Here is a 23,182-nt window from a genome sequence, read left to right on the forward strand (position 1 = left end):
GGCCTAGTCTCGCCGAGCGGGGAAAACGTACGCAACCGTAACCTGCGGGGCCCCGGGACTACGTGCCGTTCGGGCCTGGCAAGCCGAACAGCAAGCCGGCCCTGCCGCCGACACCGTCGGCGCCCGCGACGCCGCCGTTGCCGCCGGCACCGCCGTTGCCGATCAACTGGGCGTTGCCACCATTGCCGCCGTTGCCGCCCAAGATGCCGCCGTCCCCGCCGTCGCCGCCGTTCCCAATCAAGCCGGCCTGGCCGCCGGCCCCGCCGCTGGCCAGCGATTGACCGTCGCCTCCGGCGCCGCCGTTGCCGTAGAAGAACCCGGCGTTGCCACCAAAGCCACCGGTACCACCGGCTGTGGCCGCACCGCCCGCGCCTCCGTCGCCGAACAGGAAGGCCGAGCCACCGCGGCCACCACCGCCGAGTGGGCTGAAGCCACCGGCGCCGCCGTTGCCCCAGAACAGTCCGCCATTGCCGCCAGCGCCCCCGGGCCCCATGCCGGTGAGTGCGCTACCACCCGCGCCGCCGATCCCGAACAACACAGCGGAGCCGCCGGTACCTCCGGCGCCGCCGCCGCCCGCGGAATTGCCGCCGAAACCTCCGTGGCCAAACAACCATCCGCCGGCGCCACCGGCGCCACCGTTGGCCCCATTGCCTCCAGTACCGCCATTCCCGCCGTTACCGAGCAGCCCGGCCGCCCCGCCGTTGCCGCCCGCTTCCCCGATGCCCGTCCCGTTGAATCCGTTGCCGCCATTGCCCCACAGGATTCCGCCGGCCTGCCCATTCGGGTTTGCGGCCGTCCCGTCCGCGCCGCTACCGATCAATGGCCGGCCCAACAAGAGGTTTGTGGGCGCATTGATCAGGTCGAAGACCGGTTGCAGGGGACCAAAATTGGTGGCTTCCGCAGTGGCATAAGCCTGCGCGCCGCCGGCCAGATTCTGGACGAACTGAGCGTGAAAGGCGCTGACCTGAGCGCCTAAGGCTTGGAAGCTCCGGCCGTGCGCCGCGAATGCGGCCGCGATGGCCGCCGATACCTCGTCGGCGCCGGCGGCCGCGATAGCGGTCGTTTGTGCGGCCGCGGACGCGTTGGCTTCGTTGATGATCGTGCCCACGCGTTCGAGATTCCCCGCCGCTTGGGATACCCATTCGGTATTTGCGATGACATATGACATTTCGCCCTCCCCGTGCATCGCCTCCCCTAGGCGGAATCCTAGACCCTTTCGGCGCGGTTGACGCCGGAAACAACGCAATTATTTTCGGCTGTGACCTGCCGCGATGCCCGTGCGCCAACTGTGGGGTTGATCTTGGCGGGGGTTGGCCGGATTAATCAGCTGGACAACGAATTTCACGCACGTACTACCCCGTTTGAAGGCGGGGTTCTGCGCTGGCCAGCGCAAAATACGCTGTGCAACAAAGCATTAGACGTCGACATATTGATCACCGTCGCCACGCAGCAGCGCCCTGGTCGTTGCCGGGCAGTGAGTTGGTGTTAAGCGCGCGGCAAGCCGGCAAATCGATCATGGGAAAGCTGCCGCGTTGCCCGCGAGTTGACTACGCTGACCTGCCGTGAGCACCCGAGAACTCACCGAGAAGAACTTCGCGTACACCGTCGCAACAAACAACCACGTCCTGGTCTATTGGTGGGCACCCTTGTGCAAACCGTGCGACATGTTCACCCCGGTCTACGAGGATTCGGCAAAGAAGCACTTCGATGTCGTCCACGGAAAAGTGAACTTCGAAGTCGAACAGGAGCTGGCGAAGAAGGCCGACGTCACGCTGCTGCCTACACTGATGGCCTTCAAGAAGGGCAAGCTGGTGTTCAAGCAGGGTGGCGTGGCCGACGTTCGGATCATGGACGAACTCGTTCGACAGCTCAGGGCGTACAAGTTCGAGGACGAGGAAGCGGCAGCTCCGCAGCCGGGCTTGCTCTGAGCTCTGAGCATGGAACAACTGACCTGACTAAAACGTTAGGCATCACGTGACTACACAAGACCTCACCGCTGCCGAGTTCATCGACACTGTCAACGGCAGCGACATCGTCCTGGTCGACTTCTGGGCTTCGTGGTGCCCACCGTGTCAGGCTTTCGCGCCCACCTTCGAGGCGTCGTCGGAGAAGCACCCCGACATAGTCCACGCCAAGGTGGACGTCCAGGTCGAGCGGGAACTGGCGGCTGCCAAGCAAATCCGGTCGATCCCTACGTTGATGGCGTTCAAGAAGGGACATCTGCTGGTCGAACAGGCTGGGGCCCTGCCGCCGGCGGCTTTGGAGCGCCTGGTGCAGCAGCTCAGGGACTTCGACGTGGACGCCGCGCAACCCACAGAGGTCTGATAGGGAGGATTCGGAGGACCTTCCGTAACCTTGCAGGGTGAGTTTGGTCCTTCTGGAATACCCACGGCCCGAGATTGCGCTGATCACGCTCAACAGGCCGGAGCGGATGAACTCCATGGCGTTCGACGTCATGGTGCCCCTCAAGGAGACGCTCGAGCAGGTCACCTACGACAATTCGGTGCGTGTGGTGGTGCTCACCGGAGCCGGTCGAGGGTTCTCCTCCGGCGCAGACCACAAGTCGGCGGGCACCGTGCCACACGTCGAGGACTTGACGAGGCCCACCTATGCGCTGCGCTCCATGGAGTTGCTTGACGGCGTCATCCTGGCGCTACGCCGGCTGCACCAACCGGTGATCGCCGCGGTCAACGGCCCGGCCATCGGTGGCGGGCTGTGCTTGGCCCTGGCCGCCGACATCCGGGTGGCCTCGACCACCGCCTACTTCCGCGCCGCCGGCATCAACAACGGTCTGACGGCCAGCGAACTGGGGCTCAGCTATTTGCTGCCCCGGGCGATCGGCTCGTCCCGGGCGTTCGAGATCATGCTGACCGGCCGCGATGTCAGCGCAGAGGAGGCCGAGCGGATAGGGTTGGTTTCCTGTCAGGTGCCGGAAGCCCAGTTGCTCGACACCTGCTACGCGATCGCCGCACGCATGGCGGCGTTCTCGCGGCCGGGAATCGAGTTGACCAAACGCACGCTGTGGAGTGGACTGGATGCCTCCAGCCTGGAGGGACACATGCAGGCCGAGGGGCTGGGGCAGCTGTTCGTGCGGTTGCTCACAGCGAACTTCGAAGAAGCCGTTGCGGCACGCGCCGAGAAGCGGCCGCCGGTTTTCACCGACGACAAGTAATTCAACTAAAGGGGAGCGAATGTGATCACGGCTACGGACCTCGAGGTCCGCGCTGGTGCGCGCATCTTGCTCTCACCTGACGGACCCGACCTGCGCGTGCAACCGGGCGACCGCATCGGGCTGGTCGGACGCAATGGCGCGGGTAAGACCACCACGCTGCGCATCCTGGCGGGGGAGACCCAGCCCTACGCCGGATCGGTGGTCCGCAAGGGCGAGATCGGTTATCTGCCGCAGGATCCCAAAGAGGGTGATCTCGATGTCCTGGCGCGCGACCGTGTGCTGTCGGCCCGCGGCCTCGACACGCTGCTGACCGAGTTGGAAAAACAGCAGGCGTTGATGGCCGAAGTCGCCGATGACGAGGCGCGCGACCGTGCGATCCGCCGTTACGGCCAACTCGAGGAGCGCTTCGTCGCGCTGGGCGGTTACGGCGCCGAAAGCGAGGCGGGCCGGATCTGCGCCAGCCTCGGGTTGCCCGACCGGGTCCTGACGCAGCAGCTGCGCACCCTGTCCGGTGGGCAGCGACGCCGGGTGGAGTTGGCGCGAATTCTGTTCGCGGCTTCCGACACCGGCGCCGGTTCGTCCACCACCCTGTTGCTGGACGAGCCCACCAACCACCTCGACGCCGACTCGGTCGGTTGGCTGCGGGACTTTTTGCGCGCGCACACCGGCGGCTTGGTCATGATCAGCCACAACGTGGAGCTGATCTCCGATGTCGTCAATCGCGTGTGGTTCCTCGACGCCGTCCGCGGCGAGATGGACGTCTACAACATGGGCTGGCAGAAGTACCTCGACGCTCGGGCGACGGACGAGCAGCGCCGCCGTCGGGAACGCGCCAACGCCGAGCGAAAGGCCGCCGCGCTGCGCAGCCAGGCCGCCAAGCTCGGCGCCAAGGCCACCAAAGCCGTTGCCGCGCAGAACATGTTGCGTCGTGCCGATCGGATGATGGCGGCACTGGACGCCGAGCGGGTCGCCGACAAGGTGGCCCGGATCAAATTCCCCACCCCCGCCCCGTGCGGTCGAACGCCGTTGGTGGCCAAGGGCTTGACCAAGAACTACGGATCGCTCGAGGTGTTCACCGGTGTCGATCTGGCCATCGACCGAGGGTCCCGCGTCGTCGTGTTGGGCCTCAACGGCGCCGGCAAGACCACACTGCTGCGACTGCTGGCCGGGGTGGAGAAGCCCGATGCCGGTGGGCTGGAACCCGGACATGGTTTGCGCATCGGGTATTTCGCGCAGGAGCACGACACGCTCGACATCGACGCCACGGTCTGGCAGAACATCCGCCATGCCGCTCCCGATTCCGGCGATCAGGAGCTCCGCGGCCTGCTCGGGGCGTTCATGTTCACCGGTCCGCAGCTGGAACAACCGGCGGGCACCCTGTCCGGTGGCGAGAAGACCCGGCTCGCACTTGCCGGGCTGGTGGCCTCCACCGCCAATGTGTTGCTGCTCGACGAGCCGACCAACAACCTCGACCCCGCCTCCCGCGAGCAGGTGCTCGACGCCCTGCGCAGCTACCAGGGCGCCGTGGTGCTGGTGACCCACGACCCGGGAGCAGCCGAAGCGCTGGACCCGCAGCGGGTCGTGCTGCTGCCCGACGGTACCGAGGACCATTGGTCCGACGACTACCGGGATCTCATCGAACTGGCTTAGTGCGGGAAATCCCGTATACGAGCCCGCGACGGGCGCGCGCAATCGCGTTCACTCTGCGCTCAGGGCGGCGTCTTCTCGTACTTCGTCGCCAAATCTGCAGAGTCAACGGGCGCTTTCGAACCCCACGCCGTCGTTTGAGCGAAACCCTCCCATCGGGGACGGCAGGTTCTTACGCTAATGAGCGGGGAACGTGTTCATGTGGAGGTACCCATGCGGAAGTCAAAGAAGACCCGCGACCAGTTGTTGAACGAGCTGCGCGACGCCTACGAGGGCGGGGCCAGCATCCGCAACTTGGCGGCCGCGACCGGTCGATCGTACGGGTCCGTGCACAGCCTGCTGCTCGAGTCGGGTACCACGATGCGCAGTCGGGGCGGCCCCAACCACATCTCCAAGGCGCGCGCCGAGCGGGTGTAACGCCCACGGGCGTGCTCACTCGTGGTACCCGTTGCGTCACGCCCAGATCAGTTGCGGCGCACCGAGTTTTCCACCAGGTCGAGCACGGCGGCCAGCCGTTGCGGATCTTCGCCGGCCGCCAGTCGCGCGACCAGCCCGTCCAACACCAACTCAAGGTAGGACTGCAGCACATCACCGGGCACGTCGTCGCGCACCCGGTGAGCCTCCTTCTGCCGCTGTAACCGTTCGTGTGTCGCCGCCGCCAGTTCGGCCGAGCGCTCCGCCCACCCCCGGTTGAACTCGGGATCATTGCGCAGCTTCCGGGCGATTTCCAACCTGGTTGCCAGCCAATCGAATTCGTCGGGCGCGGCCAGCATGTCGCGCATCACCTGGATGAGGCCCTCACGCGAGGCAACGTCGGCCATGCGTTCGGCGTCCTCATGTGCCAGTGCGAAAAACAGCGCGTCCTTGTCACGGAAGTGGTGAAAGATCGCACCGCGCGACATTCCGATCGCCTGTTCCAGGCGGCGAACTGTCGCCCTGTCGTAGCCGTATTCGGCGAAGCAGCGGCGAGCGCCGTCGAGGATCTGGCGGCGGCGAGCCGCCAGATGGTCCTCGCTGACCTTGGGCACGGGTAGGTGCTAGTTCGACTTCAGCATGTTGCGCAGCACGTACTGCAGGATGCCGCCGTTGCGGTAGTAGTCGGCCTCACCGGGCGTGTCGATGCGGACCACCGCGTCGAACTCCACCGGGTCTGAACCGTCCTTGGTCGCCTTGACCTTGACCGTCTTCGGCGTCTTGCCCTCGTTCAGCACCTCGATGCCGGTGATGTCGAAGGTCTCCGTCCCGTCGAGTCCGAGCGACTCCGCGTTTTCCCCTTCGGGGAACTGCAGCGGGATAACGCCCATGCCGATCAGGTTGGAGCGGTGGATGCGCTCGAACGACTCGGTGATCACCGCACGCACACCCAGCAACCGGGTGCCCTTGGCCGCCCAGTCACGAGATGACCCGGATCCGTACTCTTTGCCGCCGAGCACGACCAGCGGAATGCCTTTCTCCGCATAGTTTTGCGCCGCGTCGTAGATGAACGCCTGCGGGGCGCCTTCCTGGGTGAAGTCGCGGGTGTAGCCGCCTGATACGTCGTCCAGCAACTGGTTGCGCAGCCGGATGTTCGCGAAGGTGCCGCGGATCATCACCTCGTGGTTGCCCCGTCGGGAACCGAAGGAGTTGTAGTCCTTACGGGCCACGCCGTGCTCGTCAAGGTACTTCGCGGCGGGGGTCTCCGGCTTGATGGCGCCGGCGGGGGAGATGTGGTCGGTGGTCACCGAGTCGCCGAGCAGTGCCAGGACCCGCGCGCCGTGGATGTCGCTGACCGGCTCCGGGTCCTTGGACATGCCGTCGAAGTACGGGGGCTTGCGCACATAGGTCGACTCTTGGTCCCACTCAAAGGTGTCGCCGCTTGGCGTCGGCAGGTTCTGCCAGCGCTCGTCGCCCTTGAACACGTCGGCGTAGTTCTTGGTGAACATCTCCTGGTTGATCGCCGAGGCGATGGTGTCGGAGACGTCCTTCTGCGACGGCCAGATGTCCTTGAGGAAGACGTCGTTGCCGTCTTGGTCCTTGCCGAGGGGGTCGGTCTCGAAGTCGAAGTCCATCGACCCGGCCAGCGCGTAGGCGACCACCAACGGGGGCGAGGCGAGGTAGTTCATCTTCACGTCGGGGTTGATCCGGCCCTCGAAGTTGCGGTTGCCGGACAGCACGGCCGCGACCGCAAGGTCGTTGTCGTTCACCGCCTTTGAGATCTCCTCCGGCAGCGGCCCGGAGTTGCCGATGCAGGTGGTGCAGCCGTAACCGACCAGGTAGAAGCCGAGCTTCTCCAGATACGGCCACAGGCCGGCCTTCTCGTAGTAGTCGTTGACCACCTGCGAGCCGGGGGCCATCGTGGTCTTCACCCAAGGCTTGGAGGCCAGCCCCTTTTCGACGGCGTTGCGCGCGAGCAACGCGGCCCCCAACATCACCTCGGGGTTGGAGGTGTTGGTACACGACGTGACCGCCGCGATCACCACCGCACCGTGGTCGAGCACGAATTCGCCGTACTCGTCGGACTTGACCGTGACCGGGTTGCTCACCCTGCCTTTGGAATTCGTGGCAGCCGATATCACCTGGGGGGCGTCGTCGGCGTGGCCGTTGTCCGGTGACCCCGGGTCGCTGGCCGGGAACGACTCGTCGACCGTCTCGTCCAGCTTTGAGTACTGCTGCTTGTCGGGGTCGTCGCCGACGTAGGTGCCGATCTGCTCGCGGAAGGTGGTCTTGGCATCCTTCAACGCAATTCGGTCTTGCGGACGCTTCGGTCCGGCGATTGACGGCACAACCGTGGACAGGTCGAGCTCGAGGTACTCCGAGAACTTCGGCTCGTGCTCGGGGTCGTGCCAGAGGCCTTGCTCCTTGGCGTAGGCCTCCACCAGCGCCACCTGCTCCTCGCTGCGCCCGGTGAACCGCAGGTAGGAGATGGTCTCGTCGTCGATCGGGAAAATCGCTGCGGTGGAACCGAATTCGGGGCTCATGTTGCCCAGCGTGGCGCGGTTGGCCAGCGGCACCTCGGCGACACCCTCGCCGTAGAACTCGACGAACTTGCCGACGACGCCGTGCTTGCGCAGCATCTCGGTGACGGTGAGCACGACGTCGGTGGCGGTGACGCCCGGCTGGATTTCGCCGGTGAGCCTGAACCCGACGACCCGGGGGATCAACATCGAGACCGGCTGGCCCAGCATGGCCGCCTCGGCCTCGATGCCGCCCACACCCCAGCCCAGCACGCCCAGGCCGTTGACCATGGTGGTGTGTGAGTCGGTGCCCACACAGGTGTCCGGGTAGGCCAGGCCGTCACGGGTCATCACCACGTGCGCGAGGTATTCGATGTTGACCTGGTGCACGATGCCGGTGCCCGGCGGAACCACCTTGAAGTCCTGGAACGCACCCTGCCCCCAGCGCAGGAACTGGTAGCGCTCGCCGTTGCGCTGGTATTCGATCTCGACGTTGCGCTCGAAGGCGTCGGCCCGGCCGAACAGGTCGGCGATCACGGAGTGGTCGATCACCAGGTCGGCGGGGGCCAACGGGTTGACCTTCTCGGGGTTGCCGCCCAGATCGGCGATGGCCTCACGCATGGTGGCCAGGTCGACGATGCACGGCACGCCGGTGAAGTCCTGCATCACCACGCGGGCGGGGGTGTACTGAATTTCGACGCTGGGTTCGGCGTCGGGGTCCCAGTTCGCGATGGCCTCGATGTGGTCCTTGGTGATGTTGCTGCCGTCTTCGTTGCGGAGCAGGTTCTCGGCCAGCACCTTGAGGCTGTAGGGGAGTTTCTTGGTCTGAGGGACGGCATCGAGACGGTAGATCTCGTAGCTGTTGTCGCCCACCTTGAGGGTGTTGCGGGCATCGAACGAATTGACCGAACTCTTGCTAGTCACATCAACTCCCGAGGATTAAGTTCTACCGTCGACGGGCCGTGTCGGCGGTGCGGTGCCACTTTAACAGTACGCTTGTCCTGCATTAAGGAGCCCATCGCTTCCAGTCTTGTCGGGATCGACGCGCGTTGGAAGTCCAATGTCCGAAGTCGCGTACGGTGCTCCTAGACCAGCGCAGTCGGGAGCGGGGAGAAAGGGGTCACCATGACCGGGCAAGGACCGCAAACGATCCCATTCCTGCCGGCCTACATTCCCGAAGACGTCAACATGGACGCGATCAAGGCCGAGGTGGCGGCATCGGGTGTCAGTGCGCCGCCGGAGGCAAAGCCCGGACTGCTTGAGGTCCTACATCGCGCCCAGGACGAGCACATCAATCTCAAGATCGTGCTGCTCGACCACAACCCCCCGAACGACACACCACTGCGGGACATCTCCACCGTTGTCGGCGCCGACTATCCCGACTCCACCGTGTTGACGCTCAGCCCCAGCTACGTCGGCAGCTACAGCAGCGTGTTTCCCCGGGTCACGTTGGAGGCCGGCGAGGACCATTCAAAAACGGGCAATCCGGTGCAGTCGGCACAAAATTTCTTGAATGGGCTCAACACTCCCGAGTTTCCATGGGACGTGCTCACCATTGTTTTGCTGATTGGCGTATTTGCGGCCGCCTTCGGCGCCCGGTTCATACAGCGTCGCAGCGTGCAACCAGCAACGTCAACGGCTACTTCCAGGCAGCTGGCCGAAGAGCCGACGCAGGGCGTCTAGCCGCGTAAACGCGGCTTCAAACCCGTTGCTGAGTAACGGGTTCATCTCACTTTGGCAAACGCCATAGGTCACCATTCGGTCACATTAAATCTTCTTACAAGCGTGTAGTTTGTGACTAAAGTTTCAAACGCGTCTTGTGTGACGTACGGTGCAAATGATGCTTGTGATGTCTATCCCATTTGCAGCGAAAGCCCTAGTGGCTGGCACCTTGTGTCCGCGTTGAGCCGTAGGAGACCGAAGTCGATGAGACGCACCCCCCGACGCGCTTCGATGCGACCGGCCGCCAGGTTGCTTCGTCCCGTGGTTCCGTCGGTGTTGAGTGCCGTTCTGTTGCTGTGCACGCCCGGATTGGTCGCCAACGCCGATCCCACGTCGAACACCATCGCGGTCCTGATCGCCAACGTCGCCAAAGCAAACCAGCGCCTGGAAGACCTCGCGGCCGCCGTTCAGGCCGAGCAGGAGGCCGTCAACAAGGCGCTGGTCGCCGTGGAGACCGCCCGGGAAAACGCCGAGGCCGCGCAGCGTGAGCTCGAGGCAAGTCAGCAGGCGGTCCACGACGCCAACGCCGCCATCGCCGCCGCGCAGCAGCGGTTCAACACCTTCGTGGTGGCCACCTACATGAATGGACCGGCGGACGGCATTCTGACGGCCGAGAGCCCCGACGACGTCATCGCCGCAGCGACTGCAAGCCGATCCCTGGCTGCCAGTTCCGAGGCGGTCATGGCCCACTTGCGGCGGGTCCGGACCGAGCAGGTCAACAAGGAATCGGCAGCGCGCGCCGCCAAGCAAAAGGCCGACCAGGCGGCCGCCGACGCGAAGGACAGCCAGGACGCGGCGGCCGCGGCTCTGGTTGACACCCAGCGCAAGTTCGACGCACAGCGCGAGGAAGTCAACCGGGTAGCCGCCGAGCGCGACGAAGCCGAAGCCAAGCTGCACACTGCGCGACTCGTCGCCTGGCAAGCGGGCGGCGGGCAGGGCGCGCCGCCGGACATGTGGGATTCCGGAAACGGTCCGGGCGGCGGCCGCCGGTGGGACGGCTGGGACCCGACCCTGCCGCAGATTCCCAGTGCCAACATTCCGGGCGACCCCATCGCCGTGGTGAACCAGGTGCTGGGCTACTCGGCGACGTCGGCGCAGGTCACCGCCCAAATGGGGAAGCAATTCCTGCAGTCGCTGGGCATCCTCAAGCCCGACGACACCGGCATCACCAATGCCCCGGCGGGTGCCTACCGCTCCCGGATTCCGCGGGTTTACGGACGGCAGGCCTCCGAGTACGTGATCCGCCGCGGCATGTCGCAGATCGGCGTGCCCTACTCCTGGGGTGGCGGCAACGCCGCGGGCCCCAGTAAAGGGATCGACTCGGGCGCCGGCATCGTCGGCTTCGACTGCTCGGGTCTGGTCTTGTACTCGTTCGCCGGGGTGGGCATCAAGCTGCCGCACTACTCGGGCTCGCAATACAACCTGGGGCGCAAGATCCCGAGCTCGCAGATGCGCCGCGGGGACGTGATCTTCTACGGCCCGGGCGGCAGCCAGCACGTGACGATTTACCTCGGCGACGGTCAGATGCTCGAGGCGCCAGACATCGGATTGAAGGTGCGTGTTGCGCCCGTGCGTACCAGCGGCATGACACCCTTCGTGGTCCGCTATATCGAGTATTGAACGAGGGGCTATGCGCCACAAGCGATTTCGACTAATCAGCCTAGCCTGGATCACCGCCCTGGTGACCGGGCTACTGGCATCTCTGGCCGCGCCCGCGGGGGCGGAGCCCGGGGAGTGGGATCCCACCCTGCCGGCAACCATCAGTGCGGGCGCTCCGGGGGACCCGCTCGCGGTGGCCAACGCCTCGTTGCAGGCCACCGCTCAGGCCACCCAGACCACGCTCGATCTGGGTAAGCAATTCCTCAGCGGGCTGGGCATCAACCTGGGCGGGGCTCCGGCGCCGGCCGCGGCGGCCGGCAACACCAGCCCTAGCCGGATACCCCGGGCCAAGGCGCCACAGGCCATCGAGTACGTGATTCGCCGGGCCGGATCGCAAATGGGAGTGCCCTACTCCTGGGGCGGCGGATCGCTGGACGGGCCCAGCAAGGGCGTGGATTCCGGCGCGAACACCGTCGGCTTCGACTGCTCCGGTCTGATGCGGTACGCCTTTGCCGGGGTCGGCGTGCTGATCCCGAGGTTCTCCGGCGACCAGTACAACTTCGGCAAGCATGTTCCGCCCTCTCAGGCCAGGCGTGGCGACCTGATCTTCTATGGGCCCAACGGCAGCCAACACGTCACTATGTACCTGGGCAACGGTCAGATGTTGGAGGCGTCGGGAAGCGCTGGCAAAGTCACCATCAGTCCGGTTCGCAAAGGCGGAATGACGCCTTTCGTGACTAGGATCATCGACTACTAGGCCAGGTCTGAGCTCCGGTGGCGGGGGACCGCGACGTCGACGGAACCCAGGACTCCTGGAATAGTTGAACGCGGGCACGTCGCTGCCCCGCGATTTTGAGCGTCAAGCAGTCGTGTCTGATCGAGCGTGGAGGGTTGTTGATGACAACAGCAGGTGGCGTTTACCCGGGTCAGGGCGGGCATGCAGCCCCTCCGACCCAAGAGGCGCATGTAGGGAGCGCCGACGGGTTGGCTGCCGAGGTGCACACCCTCGAGCGGGCGATCTTCGAGGTCAAACGGATCATCGTCGGCCAGGACCAGCTCGTGGAGCGGATGCTTGTCGGGTTGCTGGCCAAGGGTCACGTGCTCCTCGAGGGTGTTCCGGGCGTGGCCAAGACGCTGGCGGTGGAAACCTTTGCTCGCGTCGTCGGCGGCACCTTTGCTCGTATCCAGTTCACGCCCGACCTGGTGCCCACCGACATCATCGGTACCCGCATCTACCGGCAGGGCAAAGAAGAGTTCGACACCGAGCTCGGACCGGTGGTGGTCAACTTCCTGCTCGCCGACGAGATCAACCGTGCGCCGGCCAAGGTCCAGTCGGCTCTGCTCGAGGTCATGGCCGAACGGCACGTGTCCATCGGCGGCAAGACCTTCCCCTTGCCCAACCCCTTCCTGGTCATGGCCACGCAGAACCCGATCGAGCAGGAGGGCGTCTACCCGCTGCCGGAAGCCCAGCGCGACCGTTTCCTGTTCAAGATCAACGTCGGCTACCCCTCGCCCGAGGAGGAGCGGGAGATCATCTACCGGATGGGTGTCACCCCGCCCACGGCCAAGCAGATCCTGAACACCGGCGACCTGCTGCGACTGCAGAACGTCGCGGCCAACAGCTTCGTGCACCACGCGCTGGTCGACTACGTGGTGCGCGTCGTCACCGCTACCCGTCACCCGGAGCAGCTGGGCATGAACGACGTCAAGAGCTGGATCGCGTTCGGCGCCTCGCCGCGTGCCTCCCTGGGCATCATCGCCGCCTCCCGTGCGCTGGCCCTGGTGCGCGGGCGTGACTATGTCATTCCGCAGGACATCATCGACGTCATTCCCGACGTGCTGCGGCACCGCCTGGTGCTCACCTACGACGCTCTCGCGGACGAGATCACCGCGGAGACCGTGATCAACCGCGTCATGCAGACGGTCGCCTTGCCGCAGGTGAACGCCGTTCCGCAGCAAGGTCATTCGGTCGCTCCGGTGATGCAGGGCGCCACGGCGGCCCGGTGACAGAGACTGGTCCCGCCGCGGGAACCCCCGCGGCTACCATCCCTCCGCCGTCGATGTTGCGCGGCAACATCGACGACCCCAAGCTGTCCGCGGCACTGCGGACGTTGGACTTGACGGTCCGGCACAAGTTGGACGGCATTCTGCACGGCGATCACCTGGGCCTGATCCCTGGACCCGGTTCGGAGCCGGGGGAGTCGCGGCTTTACCAGCCTGGCGACGACGTCCGCCGGATGGACTGGGCGGTCACCGCGCGGACCACCCATCCACACGTCCGGCAGATGATCGCCGACCGGGAGCTGGAGACGTGGCTGGTGATCGACATGTCGGCCAGCCTGGACTTCGGCACCGCCGTCTGTGAGAAACGAGACCTGGCGGTGGCGGCCGCGGCGGCCATCTCAGTGCTGAACGTCGGTGGCGGCAACCGCCTGGGCGCGTTGGTCTCCAACGGCGCCATCACAACCCGGGTGCCGGCGCGCTCTGGGCGTCAGCATGTGCACACGATGTTGCGCACCATCGCGACCACACCCCAGGCGCCGACCGGTGTGCGCGGCGATCTGGCGGCGACCATCGACGCGCTGCGCCGGCCGGAGCGCCGTCGTGGGATGGCGGTGATCATCAGCGACTTCCTCGGGCCGATCAACTGGATGCGTCCGTTGCGCGCGATCTCTGCCCGCCATGAAGTGCTGGCCATCGAGGTGCTCGACCCCCGCGACGTCGAGTTGCCGGACATCGGCGATGTGGTATTGCAGGACGCCGAGTCCGGGGTGACCCGCGAGTTCACCATCGACGAGCAGCTGCAGGCTGACTTCGCCAAGGCTGCGGCCGCGCACCGCGCCGAGGTCGCGCGCACCATCCGCGGTTGCGGTGCATCCCTGATGTCGCTGCGGACCGATCGCGACTGGATTGGCGACATCGTGCGCTTCGTCGCGTCCCGCCGGCGCGGAGCAGTAGCGGGGCGCCGATGACTTTGCCGCTGCTCGGGCCGATGACGCTGTCCGGCTTCGAACACTCCTGGTTCTTCCTTTTCCTGCTGGTCATCGTCGGGCTCATCATCCTGTATGTGGTGCTGCAGCTGTCGCGCCAGAAGCGGATGCTGCGATTCGCCAACATGGAGCTGCTGGAAAGTGTTGCGCCCAAGCGGCCTTCGCGGTGGCGGCACATTCCGGCGATCCTGCTGACGCTGTCGCTGGTGCTGTTCACCATCGCGATGGCCGGCCCTACCCACGACGTCCGCATCCCGCGCAACCGCGCGGTGGTGATGCTTGTCATCGACGTCTCGCAGTCGATGCGTGCCACCGACGTCGCGCCCAACCGGATGGCGGCCGCGCAGGAAGCCGCCAAACAGTTCGCCGACGAGCTGACCGCCGGCATCAACCTCGGCTTGATCGCGTACGCGGGCACCGCGACGGTATTGGTGTCGCCGACCACCAACCGCGAGGCGACCAAGGCCGCCCTCGACAAGTTGCAGTTCGCGGACCGAACGGCCACGGGAGAGGCCATCTTCACGGCATTGCAAGCCATCGCCACCGTCGGCGCGGTAATCGGCGGGGGCGACACCCCGCCACCGGCGCGCATCGTGCTGTTCTCCGACGGCAAGGAAACGATGCCGACCAACCCGGACAACCCCAAGGGTGCCTATACCGCCGCGCGCACCGCGAAGGACCAGGGCGTGCCCATCTCGACCATTTCGTTCGGCACCCCGTACGGCTATGTCGAGATCAACGACCAACGCCAACCGGTGCCCGTCGACGACGAAACGATGAAGAAGGTCGCCCAGCTCTCCGGAGGCAACTCCTACAACGCCGCCACGTTGGCGGAGTTGAAGGCCGTCTACTCGTCGCTGCAACAGCAGATCGGCTACGAGACCATCAGGGGCGATGCGAGCACCGGGTGGCTGCGACTTGGTGCGGTGATCCTGGCGCTGGCCGGCATCGCCGCGTTGCTGATCAACCGCCGGCTGCCTACCTAGCGATTCGACGCTTCTTGACCGTCGAACGGCTGCACTCGATCGTCAGTCGCGAGCGATGACCGCCGAAGGCGGATACGACGCCGGGATGGGGTTGAGGTTCAGCACGATCGGCGCGCCGGGTGGGACCGGGACACCCCTGCTGAGAGTGAACCGCGCGCCGTGTGCCAGGTCTTGGGAAGTGCACATGAAGTCCGAGGTGGTCCGCAGGCGCCACCGGTCCTGAGTCAGACACGCGCGCTTGCCCTCACGGCTGACGGCCAACGCCAGTGCCAGCGCGTCGGCCCACGATTCGTCGGTCCGCGTCTCCAGCAAGATCGGTCGGCCGTGTGCGTGGGCGTCTAGGTAGGTCAGGGCTGCCGGCACCCCGGCGAGGTCGTCGTGGTCCCGGTGCAGTGCCGACGAGGTAGAGGCCAGTGTCAGCCCGCCCACGAGAGCCGAGGCGGTAGCGACGGCCGGCAGCCATCGGAGCCAAACCTCATGGCGCCCTCCGATCAGGACCACCAGCGCTGACGAGCCGAGCATGAGTAGTGCCAGTGGCAGCGCGAAGGAGAAAGTTCCGATATACGTCGCGTAGAGCTGGTCCACCCCGTACCAGGAGTAGAAACCGAACAACCCGGTCCCCGCGGCGGTCACCCACCAGAGGCGACGGGAGTAGTCACGCGCTTCAGTCTTCGGCAGGACGCGGACCAGTAGGAACGTCCCGGCAAACAAGGCGACCATGAACGCGGTGCCCACGAGGGGCCTAGATCCCCAGAACTGAACGACGAACCGCGCCGCCTCCAGCGGTGGGTTCGGGGCGCGGTGGCCATAGGTGATGTACTTCGCGATCTCGCCCGGCCGGTGCAGGATCTCGTTGAGCACGATCGGTGTGACGAACAACGCCAACACGCCCGCCGCGATCAGGACGTCACGGCGTTGAGCCAGCAGGTTGCGCCGCTGCGGGATCAGCACCAGTAGCGCCAGCACCGGCACCAGGACCAGAAACTCCGCGTGCCCGTGTACCAGCAGGCTGCCGGCGAACACCATGATCCACAGATGCCGCAGTCGGCCGGCCGCGACCGAGGCCCCCGCGAAGAGTAGGAGCAGGAACGGCGCGAAGCACGCGTTCGGTATCCAGGTCGAACAGACGAGCTGGCTGTGCTTGGCGAGGAAAATCAGCATCACCCCTGCCGCCGCCAGCGTGGCCATCGACGATCGCAGCCAGGAGTAGAGGATCGTCAGCGCGCCCGCGAGAAGCGCCGCGTTGAGCGCCAACACCGCGATCACCTGCCCGTTGTAGGCAGCCGGAACGATGTGCAGGACGTCGTGAAACAACCACTCGCCGGCGGCCTGGATATAGAGGTAGGCCGGGCCCGGGTGGTGGAAGCCGACCCTGGAGTAGTGCCCGGTCAGCAGCTCGAAGTGTTTGGCCTCGATGGTGAGCATCGAGTTCGCGGCGGGATCCCCGGCCTCGTAGATCGGCCGGGTGAATACGTCCCGGTTGCGCAGTAGCAGCAGCGTGAACAGGCCGGCGCCGCAAGCTGCGAACAGTGTTGCGGCGCGCGACTGCAATGTCCGAAGACGCGTCGATAAATCCCCCATTGAGTTTCAATCCTAGGGAGCCGGAGCCGATTGCAGGAAAATCGCGATGAGGCGATAGGTTGGCGGGGTGACTGAATCAGCCACTGACACAACTACCGAGGCCGCCGCGAAGAACGGCGGCAAACCTGCATTCGTATCCCGTTCAGTGCTGGTCACCGGTGGAAACCGGGGGATCGGGCTGGCGATCGCACAGCGGCTGGCCGCCGACGGCCACAAGGTGGCCGTGACGCACCGCGGCTCTGGCGCGCCTGACGGGCTGTTCGGCGTCGTGTGCGACGTCACAGACACCGAAGCCGTCGATCGCGCCTTCAAGGAGGTCGAAGAGCATCAGGGCCCCGTCGAGGTGCTGGTGTCCAACGCAGGCATCTCGGCGGACGCGTTTCTCATCCGGATGACCGAAGAGCGGTTCCAGAAGGTCATCGACGCGAACCTGACCGGGGCGTTCCGGGTGACCCAGCGCGCCTCGCGCAGCATGCAACGCCGGCGCTTCGGCCGGATCATCTACGTGGGTTCGGTGTCGGGCATGTGGGGCATCGGCAATCAGGCCAACTACGCGGCCTCCAAGGCCGGACTGATCGGCATGGCCCGCTCGATCTCCCGGGAACTGTCCAAGGCCGGTGTGACCGCCAACGTGGTGGCCCCGGGCTACATCGACACCGAGATGACCCGCGCTCTGGACGAGCGGATTCAGGCTGGCGCGCTGGAGTTCATCCCCGCCAAGCGGGTCGGCACCGCGGAGGAGGTCGCCGGTGTGGTCAGCTTCCTCGCATCCGAGGACGCGAGCTACATCGCCGGCGCGGTAATCCCGGTGGACGGCGGCATGGGCATGGGCCACTAACCAGAAGATTGGGACGGATAAAGGTATGGCAGGACTGCTAGAGGGCAAACGGATCCTGGTCACCGGGATCATCACCGACTCGTCGATCGCGTTCCACATCGCCCGCGTGGCGCAGGAGCAGGGCGCCCAACTGGTGCTCACCGGGTTCGACCGGCTGCGACTGATCCAGCGCATTGTGGACCGGTTGCCGGAGAAGGCGCCGCTGCTCGAGCTCGACGTGCAGAACCAAGAACACCTGGACAGCTTGGCGCAACGGGTCACCGACGTGATCGGTGAAGGCAACAAGCTCGACGGTGTGGTGCACTCGATCGGCTTCATGCCGCAGACCGGGATGGGCATCAACCCGTTCTTCGATGCGCCCTACGAGGACGTGTCCAAGGGCATCCACATTTCGGCGTATTCGTATGCATCGCTGGCCAAGGCCCTCTTGCCGATCATGAATTCCGGCGGCTCGATCGTCGGCATGGACTTCGACCCCAGCCGCGCCATGCCGGCCTACAACTGGATGACGGTCGCCAAGAGTGCGTTGGAGTCGGTGAACAGGTTCGTGGCCCGGGAAGCCGGCAAGGTCGGTGTGCGCTCGAATCTTGTTGCCGCTGGGCCGATTCGGACGTTGGCCATGGCCGCCATCGTCGGTGGCGCGCTCGGCGAGGAGGCCGGCGCGCAGATTCAGCTGCTCGAAGAAGGCTGGGATCAGCGCGCTCCGATCGGCTGGAACATGAAGGATCCGACGCCGGTGGCAAAGACCGTGTGTGCGTTGCTGTCCGATTGGCTGCCGGCCACCACGGGCGACATCATCTTCGCCGACGGCGGAGCGCACACCCAGTTGCTTTAGCGGCGGGTTACGGCGCAACGGAGTTCAGTGATATTTGACGCCATCCTGCTGTTGTCCTTCGGGGGACCAGAGGGGCCCGAGCAGGTGCGGCCGTTTCTGGAGAACGTCACCCGGGGTCGGGGCGTGCCACCCGAACGGCTCGATGCCGTCGCCGAGCACTACCTGCACTTCGGTGGGGTGTCACCGATCAACGGCATCAACCGCGCACTGATCGCTGAACTGCAGGCCGAGCAGGATCTGCCGGTGTATTTCGGCAACCGCAACTGGGAGCCGTACGTAGAGGACACCGTTATCGCCATGCGCGACAACGGCGTTCAACGTGCAGCCGTCTTCGCCACCTCGGCGTGGAGCGGGTATTCCAGCTGCACCCAATACGTGGAAGACATCGCGCGGGCGCGCGGTGCGGCCGGGCCGAACGCGCCCGAGTTGGTCAAACTTCGCACCTACTTCGACCACCCGCTCTTCGTGGAGATGTTCGCCGACGCCGTCGCGGCGGCCGCGCGGGAACTTCCGGCCGCGCAGCGTGATGTGGCCCGGTTGGTGTTTACCGCCCACTCCATCCCGGTGGCGGCCGACGCCCGCTGCGGCCCGAACCTGTACAGCCGTCAAGTCGCCTATGCGGCAAGGCTTGTCGCGTCAGCCGCCGGTTACCGCGATTACGACCTGGTGTGGCAGTCGCGTTCCGGTCCGCCGCAGGTGCCCTGGTTGGAGCCCGACGTGGGCGATCATCTGACGACGCTTGCCGAGCAAGGCGTCAAGGCGGTGATCGTCTGCCCGATCGGATTCGTCGCCGACCATATCGAGGTGGTGTGGGACCTCGACGAGGAATTGCGAACCCAGGCAGAGGCGGCAGGCATCGCCTTGGCCCGGGCCAGCACGCCCAACGCCGACCGACGTTTTGCCCGGCTGGCCGTAAGTTTGATCGACGAACTCCGTTGTGGTCGTACGCCAGAAAGGGTGCCCGACCCGGACCCGACTCCGGGGTGTCTGGCCAGCGTCAACGGCGAGCCGTGTCGTCCGCCGCACTGCGCGCGGCGAGATGCCGTCTAACGACGAGCGTCAATCCGACCAAGCCGAGTAAAGGATCGCGCTGACCGCAGCCATGCGCGCCGAACGCACCACCCCCGCCAGCGGTCGCAGCGCGTCTGTGGCAAGTTCAGCTTCAGACAGGGATCGGGTTCCGACGGGCAGTTGACTCATGCCGGCGCTGACCGCCATGATCGCGTCCACGTGTGCGGCGTTCTCCAATACCCGCAGCGCGCGCGAGGGTGCGTGGTCGGGAATCCGGTGCTGCCGTAGCGTTTCCAGCATCTGCTCCACCAGGCCACGCGGATTCTCGATACCGCTTCCCGCCGATTCCAGCCCCAGTGCGCTCAACGCATCGGCGGCCGACCGCACCGCCGAGCGCAACGTGTATTCGGCGTCACCGAGTTCGTGGTGGGCCAGCACCGGTACGCCGGGCAGTGAGTAGACCATCCAAGTCAGCGCACACAATTCGGGTGGCGCCGCGTCGTCACCATCGACGGTCTCGTCCGTGTCGACGTCGCTGTAGGAGAACTCCGGAACCAGACCGATCGCCGTGCCGGGATCGGCCTGATTGGCGACGATCACCGCCTCGCCCGCGGCGATCGCGTCCTGCTCGAACTGTGTTCCGGCGCATAGGCCGCGTACGTCGCCGGGCACCGGCAGGACGACATTGATCGCCCCGACTGCCGACGACGGCGGTCGCCCGACCGCGGCTCTAAGGGTCTGCAAGAGTGAAACCGTTCCGGCGTCATCGACGTCGGGCCACGGCAGCCCGGTATGCCCCGCGGCGACCGCGTCGTAAGCGGCGACCGATTGCTTTGGCGCCCAGAGTGATAACGAGTCCAGGACGTCGTCGGGCGCGGCCTTGCCCGCGAGCCAGGCATTGGCCCACATCGACAACGAGACACTCGGACACCACATGATGTCGCAGTGTAGTTGTTCACCGACGATGTGGCGGATCACGCGTATTCTGTTGCCCATGCCCGTCGCCCTGATTTGGCTGATCGCAGCGCTAGTCCTTGCTGGCGCCGAGGCATTAACCGGCGACATGTTCCTACTGATGCTCAGCGGCGGCGCGCTGGCCGCGGCCGGCAGCAGCTGGCTGCTGGATTGGCCGGTGTGGGCCGACGGTGTCGTCTTTCTCATCGTGTCGGTTCTCATGCTGACGTTGGTCCGCCGGCCGCTGCGGCAGCGGCTCTCCGGCAAGGGCGCGTTGATGGGTATCAAGGCGCTCGAGGGCAAGAGCGCGTTGGTGCTCGACCGGGTCGCCCGCGACGAGGGCCAGGTGAAGCTCGATGGTCAGATCTGGACGGCCCGCCCGCTCAACGAAGGCGATGTCTACGAGCCCGGCGAGTCGGTGACCGTCGTGCATATTGACGGTGCCACCGCGGTGGTTTTCAGGAACGGATAACGCTCCAAGAAAGGAATAGCGGTGGTAGCAGGGTTGGTGTTGCTGGCGTTCGTGGTGATATTTGCAGTCGTAGTGGTGGCCAAGTCGGTGGCGTTGATTCCACAGGCCGAGGCCGCGGTGATCGAGCGGCTGGGCCGTTACAGCCGTACCGTCAGCGGGCAACTGACCTTGTTGGTGCCCTTCATCGACCGCGTCCGCGCCCGGGTGGACCTGCGTGAGCGCGTCGTGTCGTTCCCGCCGCAGCCGGTGATCACCGAGGACAACTTGACCCTCAACATCGACACCGTCGTTTACTTTCAGGTCACCAGTCCGCAGGCGGCGGTGTATGAGATCAGCAACTACATCGTCGGCGTCGAGCAGCTGACCACCACCACACTGCGCAACGTGGTGGGTGGCATGACCCTCGAACAGACCTTGACGTCTCGCGACCAGATCAACGCCCAGCTGCGCGGTGTCCTCGATGAAGCGACCGGCCGCTGGGGGCTCCGGGTGGCGCGGGTGGAACTGCGCAGCATCGACCCGCCGCCGTCCATCCAGGCCTCGATGGAAAAGCAGATGAAGGCGGACCGCGAGAAGCGGGCGATGATCCTGACCGCCGAGGGCACCCGGGAAGCACAGATCAAGCAGGCCGAGGGGCAGAAGCAGGCCCAGATCCTTGCCGCCGAAGGCGCCAAGCAGGCCGCGATCCTGTCCGCCGAGGCCGAGCGCCAGTCCCGGATGCTGCGCGCCCAGGGTGAACGCGCCGCGGCTTACCTGCGCGCACAAGGTGAAGCCAAGGCCATCGAGAAGACCTTTGCCGCGATCAAGGCCGGCCGCCCGACGCCGGAGATGCTCGCCTATCAGTATCTGCAGACGCTGCCCGAGATGGCCCGGGGCGACGCCAACAAGGTCTGGGTCGTTCCCAGCGATTTCAACGCAGCGCTGCAAGGGTTCACCCGGCTCCTGGGCAAGCCCGGCGAAGACGGCGTGTTCCGCTTCGAGCCGTCGCCGGTCGACGACGTGCCGAGGCACTCGGCCGCCGAAGACGATGCCGACGTCGCGGACTGGTTCTCCACCGAAAGCGACCCGACCATCGCGCAAGCGGTGGCCAGGGCCGAGGCGATAGCCCGCCAGCCGGTGGACAGCCCGCTGGCGGTGCCGTCGAGCCCGGCTAGCACACCTAGCCCGGCTAGCCCGGCGGTGCGGCCGCCGACCCCGTCCAGCCCGCCGAGCCCGCCCAGCCCGCAGGGCCCGCCGAGTTCGTACGGTGCGCAGCCAGGGCGCCCCGGGCAGCATGGCCAGCCCGGCCAGCCGGGCCAGCCCGGGCCGTACGGACCGCCGCAGGGCCTGAATCGGTAGATTTTCTTTATGGGCGCTCTAACCTCACCGAAGACCTATGCAGCGCTGGCCGCGTTTCAGGCCGGCGACGCTGTGGCGTGCGCGATCCCGCTGACTCCGATCAAAGAACTTCTCGATCGATTGGACGTGCCCGAGACCGTGCGCCCGGCCATGCCGGTGGCCAAGGCCGCTTCCGCGATCGGGTTGCTGTCGGTCTATCGTTTCCCCGCTCTGGCGCGGCTGACGACGGCCATGTTGACGCTCTACTTCGTCTTGGCGGTCGCCGCGCACGTCCGTGCCCGGGATTTCACGGTCACCGCGCTTCCGGCGGCGTCGTTCCTGGCCCTGTTTACGGTCATGACGGTAAAGGGACCGGACCAGACCTAGAGCAGACACGGCCGCCGCGGCCGCGATGATCGCGACCGCGGCGGGACCGCGCGTTGGTTACCTCGGCGGGGCCGGCGGGGCCGGTGATGGGCTAGGCGGCGAAGACGCCGGCGACTGGCCAGGCCCACCCTGCTGCGGCGCCCCCGGCGCACCGGGACCACCCTGCTGGCCGCCCTGCGGTGGGGGACCACCCGGGAACGGCGGCGGCGGGAAGCCGCGGGGGCCTGGACCCATCGGCCCCATGCCTAAGCCCGGCCCTTGGTGTCCTGCCATCGGCCCCGGCGGGGCTCCCGGCGGCCCGAAGCCGAGATGGGCGCCCGGTCCGTGCGGTCCGAGCGGTGGCGGCGGCCCGGGCGGGCCGGCGAAAGTGAAGAAGAACACGGCGGCCGCCGCGGTGAACAGCGAACCTAAGAAACCGCCCACCAGCCCGGCACCGATCACGATGCCGGTGGAATGACGGCGTTTGGCGGTCGGTTTGGCTGTCACCGGCTCAGCGGTCGCCACGGGTGCTGCGGGTGCCGAGTCGGGAGCGGTCTTGGATTCGTCGGAGGTCATACGGCTCCTCACGTCGGTGGTTGATGACAACCGCGAAGGTAGGAGCCTTTCTTGAAGAAAAGCTGAAGATTTCCGGGCTTCAGGCGATGGTCAAATTGCCAAGCCTCCCAACGCCGCAGCGACCACGACACCGGTGGAATGGCGCGGTCCGGGCGCGGGTGGCGGCGACGGGCCGGGGGTGCG

Annotated in this window: 22 protein-coding genes and 1 pseudogene; 17 read left to right on the forward strand and 6 right to left on the reverse strand. The window is 66.2% G+C overall.

What is annotated here, in order from left to right:
• Positions 1 to 58: 58 nt before the first annotated feature.
• Positions 59 to 1,168, reverse strand: a complete 1,110-nt coding sequence (locus G6N68_RS10800; RefSeq protein ID WP_163711487.1) for a PE family protein — start codon at positions 1,166 to 1,168, stop codon at positions 59 to 61.
• Between the two features lie 394 nt (positions 1,169 to 1,562).
• Here G6N68_RS10800 and G6N68_RS10805 point away from each other — a divergent pair, with 394 nt between their 5' ends.
• The 5 genes from G6N68_RS10805 to G6N68_RS10825 all read left to right on the forward strand — a co-directional run bounded on the left by G6N68_RS10805 (position 1,563) and on the right by G6N68_RS10825 (position 5,236).
• Positions 1,563 to 1,928 (forward strand): thioredoxin family protein, encoded by a 366-nt coding sequence (locus tag G6N68_RS10805; protein ID WP_163711490.1) that lies wholly within the window; start codon positions 1,563 to 1,565, stop codon positions 1,926 to 1,928.
• A 46-nt stretch (positions 1,929 to 1,974) separates the two neighbouring features.
• Positions 1,975 to 2,325, forward strand: a complete 351-nt coding sequence (gene trxA, locus G6N68_RS10810) for a thioredoxin (RefSeq protein WP_163711493.1) — start codon at positions 1,975 to 1,977, stop codon at positions 2,323 to 2,325.
• A gap of 37 nt (positions 2,326 to 2,362) precedes the next feature.
• Positions 2,363 to 3,172, forward strand: a complete 810-nt coding sequence (locus G6N68_RS10815) for an enoyl-CoA hydratase (RefSeq protein ID WP_163711497.1) — start codon at positions 2,363 to 2,365, stop codon at positions 3,170 to 3,172.
• A 21-nt stretch (positions 3,173 to 3,193) separates the two neighbouring features.
• On the forward strand, positions 3,194 to 4,822 hold the full coding sequence (locus tag G6N68_RS10820; RefSeq protein WP_163711500.1) for an ABC-F family ATP-binding cassette domain-containing protein: 1,629 nt from the start codon (positions 3,194 to 3,196) through the stop codon (positions 4,820 to 4,822).
• A gap of 210 nt (positions 4,823 to 5,032) precedes the next feature.
• Positions 5,033 to 5,236, forward strand: a complete 204-nt coding sequence (locus G6N68_RS10825) for a helix-turn-helix domain-containing protein (protein ID WP_163711503.1) — start codon at positions 5,033 to 5,035, stop codon at positions 5,234 to 5,236.
• 47 nt (positions 5,237 to 5,283) lie between these two features.
• Here the strand turns inward: G6N68_RS10825 and G6N68_RS10830 are convergent, their stop codons facing one another.
• Together G6N68_RS10830 and G6N68_RS10835 are read right to left on the reverse strand one after the other, a co-directional pair.
• Positions 5,284 to 5,847 carry a TetR/AcrR family transcriptional regulator gene (locus tag G6N68_RS10830; protein WP_163711506.1) on the reverse strand — a complete coding sequence of 188 codons (564 nt, stop codon included), beginning with the start codon at positions 5,845 to 5,847 and terminating at the stop codon, positions 5,284 to 5,286.
• Positions 5,848 to 5,856: 9 nt separating this feature from the next.
• Positions 5,857 to 8,676 carry an aconitate hydratase gene (locus G6N68_RS10835; protein WP_163711509.1) on the reverse strand — a complete coding sequence of 940 codons (2,820 nt, stop codon included), beginning with the start codon at positions 8,674 to 8,676 and terminating at the stop codon, positions 5,857 to 5,859.
• A 201-nt stretch (positions 8,677 to 8,877) separates the two neighbouring features.
• On the opposite strand from G6N68_RS10835, the gene G6N68_RS10840 reads away from it, so the two are divergent.
• The 6 genes from G6N68_RS10840 (at position 8,878) to G6N68_RS10865 (ending at position 15,049) form a co-directional block, all read left to right on the forward strand.
• Positions 8,878 to 9,435 (forward strand): Rv1476 family membrane protein, encoded by a 558-nt coding sequence (locus G6N68_RS10840; RefSeq protein WP_163711512.1) that lies wholly within the window; start codon positions 8,878 to 8,880, stop codon positions 9,433 to 9,435.
• A 243-nt stretch (positions 9,436 to 9,678) separates the two neighbouring features.
• On the forward strand, positions 9,679 to 11,094 hold the full coding sequence (gene ripA / locus G6N68_RS10845) for an NlpC/P60 family peptidoglycan endopeptidase RipA (protein WP_163711515.1): 1,416 nt from the start codon (positions 9,679 to 9,681) through the stop codon (positions 11,092 to 11,094).
• 10 nt (positions 11,095 to 11,104) lie between these two features.
• Positions 11,105 to 11,830 carry an NlpC/P60 family peptidoglycan endopeptidase RipB gene (gene ripB, locus G6N68_RS10850; protein WP_163711519.1) on the forward strand — a complete coding sequence of 242 codons (726 nt, stop codon included), beginning with the start codon at positions 11,105 to 11,107 and terminating at the stop codon, positions 11,828 to 11,830.
• A gap of 140 nt (positions 11,831 to 11,970) precedes the next feature.
• Positions 11,971 to 13,080 carry a chaperone MoxR1 gene (gene moxR1, locus G6N68_RS10855; protein ID WP_163711521.1) on the forward strand — a complete coding sequence of 370 codons (1,110 nt, stop codon included), beginning with the start codon at positions 11,971 to 11,973 and terminating at the stop codon, positions 13,078 to 13,080.
• A gap of 53 nt (positions 13,081 to 13,133) precedes the next feature.
• Positions 13,134 to 14,045, forward strand: coding sequence for a DUF58 domain-containing protein (locus G6N68_RS10860; protein WP_163718443.1), 912 nt, complete (start codon positions 13,134 to 13,136; stop codon positions 14,043 to 14,045).
• Positions 14,042 to 15,049 (forward strand): VWA domain-containing protein, encoded by a 1,008-nt coding sequence (locus G6N68_RS10865; protein WP_163711526.1) that lies wholly within the window; start codon positions 14,042 to 14,044, stop codon positions 15,047 to 15,049. The genes G6N68_RS10860 and G6N68_RS10865 overlap by 4 nt, the downstream gene beginning before the upstream one ends.
• A 42-nt stretch (positions 15,050 to 15,091) precedes the next feature.
• Here G6N68_RS10865 and G6N68_RS10870 read toward each other — a convergent pair whose 3' ends face one another.
• Complete coding sequence (locus G6N68_RS10870) at positions 15,092 to 16,630, reverse strand: hypothetical protein (protein WP_163711529.1); 1,539 nt, start codon at positions 16,628 to 16,630, stop codon at positions 15,092 to 15,094.
• 67 nt (positions 16,631 to 16,697) lie between these two features.
• On the opposite strand from G6N68_RS10870, the gene fabG1 reads away from it, so the two are divergent.
• From fabG1 to G6N68_RS10885, 3 genes and pseudogenes are all read left to right on the forward strand, one after another.
• Entirely contained in the window at positions 16,698 to 17,468 is a 771-nt protein-coding gene (fabG1, locus tag G6N68_RS10875) for a 3-oxoacyl-ACP reductase FabG1 (protein WP_163711531.1), read from the forward strand.
• Positions 17,469 to 17,493: 25 nt separating this feature from the next.
• Positions 17,494 to 18,303 (forward strand): NADH-dependent enoyl-ACP reductase InhA, encoded by an 810-nt coding sequence (inhA, locus tag G6N68_RS10880; RefSeq protein WP_163711534.1) that lies wholly within the window; start codon positions 17,494 to 17,496, stop codon positions 18,301 to 18,303.
• A 27-nt stretch (positions 18,304 to 18,330) separates the two neighbouring features.
• Positions 18,331 to 19,397 (forward strand): annotated as a pseudogene (locus G6N68_RS10885) (ferrochelatase).
• Here G6N68_RS10885 and G6N68_RS10890 read toward each other — a convergent pair.
• The gene (locus G6N68_RS10890) at positions 19,363 to 20,250 is read right to left on the reverse strand and encodes an Rv1486c family protein (RefSeq protein WP_163711539.1); all 888 of its coding nucleotides are present in this window, start codon (positions 20,248 to 20,250) and stop codon (positions 19,363 to 19,365) included. The pseudogene G6N68_RS10885 and the gene G6N68_RS10890 sit on opposite strands and share 35 nt — an antisense overlap.
• A 58-nt stretch (positions 20,251 to 20,308) precedes the next feature.
• Here G6N68_RS10890 and G6N68_RS10895 point away from each other — a divergent pair, with 58 nt between their 5' ends.
• The 3 genes from G6N68_RS10895 to G6N68_RS10905 are packed head-to-tail and all read left to right on the forward strand — an operon-like array spanning position 20,309 to position 22,444.
• Positions 20,309 to 20,740, forward strand: a complete 432-nt coding sequence (locus G6N68_RS10895) for an NfeD family protein (protein WP_163711541.1) — start codon at positions 20,309 to 20,311, stop codon at positions 20,738 to 20,740.
• A gap of 15 nt (positions 20,741 to 20,755) precedes the next feature.
• Positions 20,756 to 22,078 (forward strand): SPFH domain-containing protein, encoded by a 1,323-nt coding sequence (locus G6N68_RS10900; RefSeq protein WP_240355717.1) that lies wholly within the window; start codon positions 20,756 to 20,758, stop codon positions 22,076 to 22,078.
• A gap of 9 nt (positions 22,079 to 22,087) precedes the next feature.
• A complete protein-coding gene (locus G6N68_RS10905) occupies positions 22,088 to 22,444 on the forward strand; it encodes a DoxX family protein (RefSeq protein WP_163711544.1) in 357 nt (118 codons plus the stop codon).
• Positions 22,445 to 22,501: 57 nt separating this feature from the next.
• Here the strand turns inward: G6N68_RS10905 and G6N68_RS10910 are convergent, their stop codons facing one another.
• Complete coding sequence (locus G6N68_RS10910; RefSeq protein WP_240355433.1) at positions 22,502 to 22,999, reverse strand: hypothetical protein; 498 nt, start codon at positions 22,997 to 22,999, stop codon at positions 22,502 to 22,504.
• Positions 23,000 to 23,182: the final 183 nt, after the last annotated feature.

Source organism: Mycobacterium bourgelatii (assembly GCF_010723575.1).
GTDB classification, from domain to species: Bacteria; Actinomycetota; Actinomycetes; order Mycobacteriales; family Mycobacteriaceae; genus Mycobacterium; species Mycobacterium bourgelatii.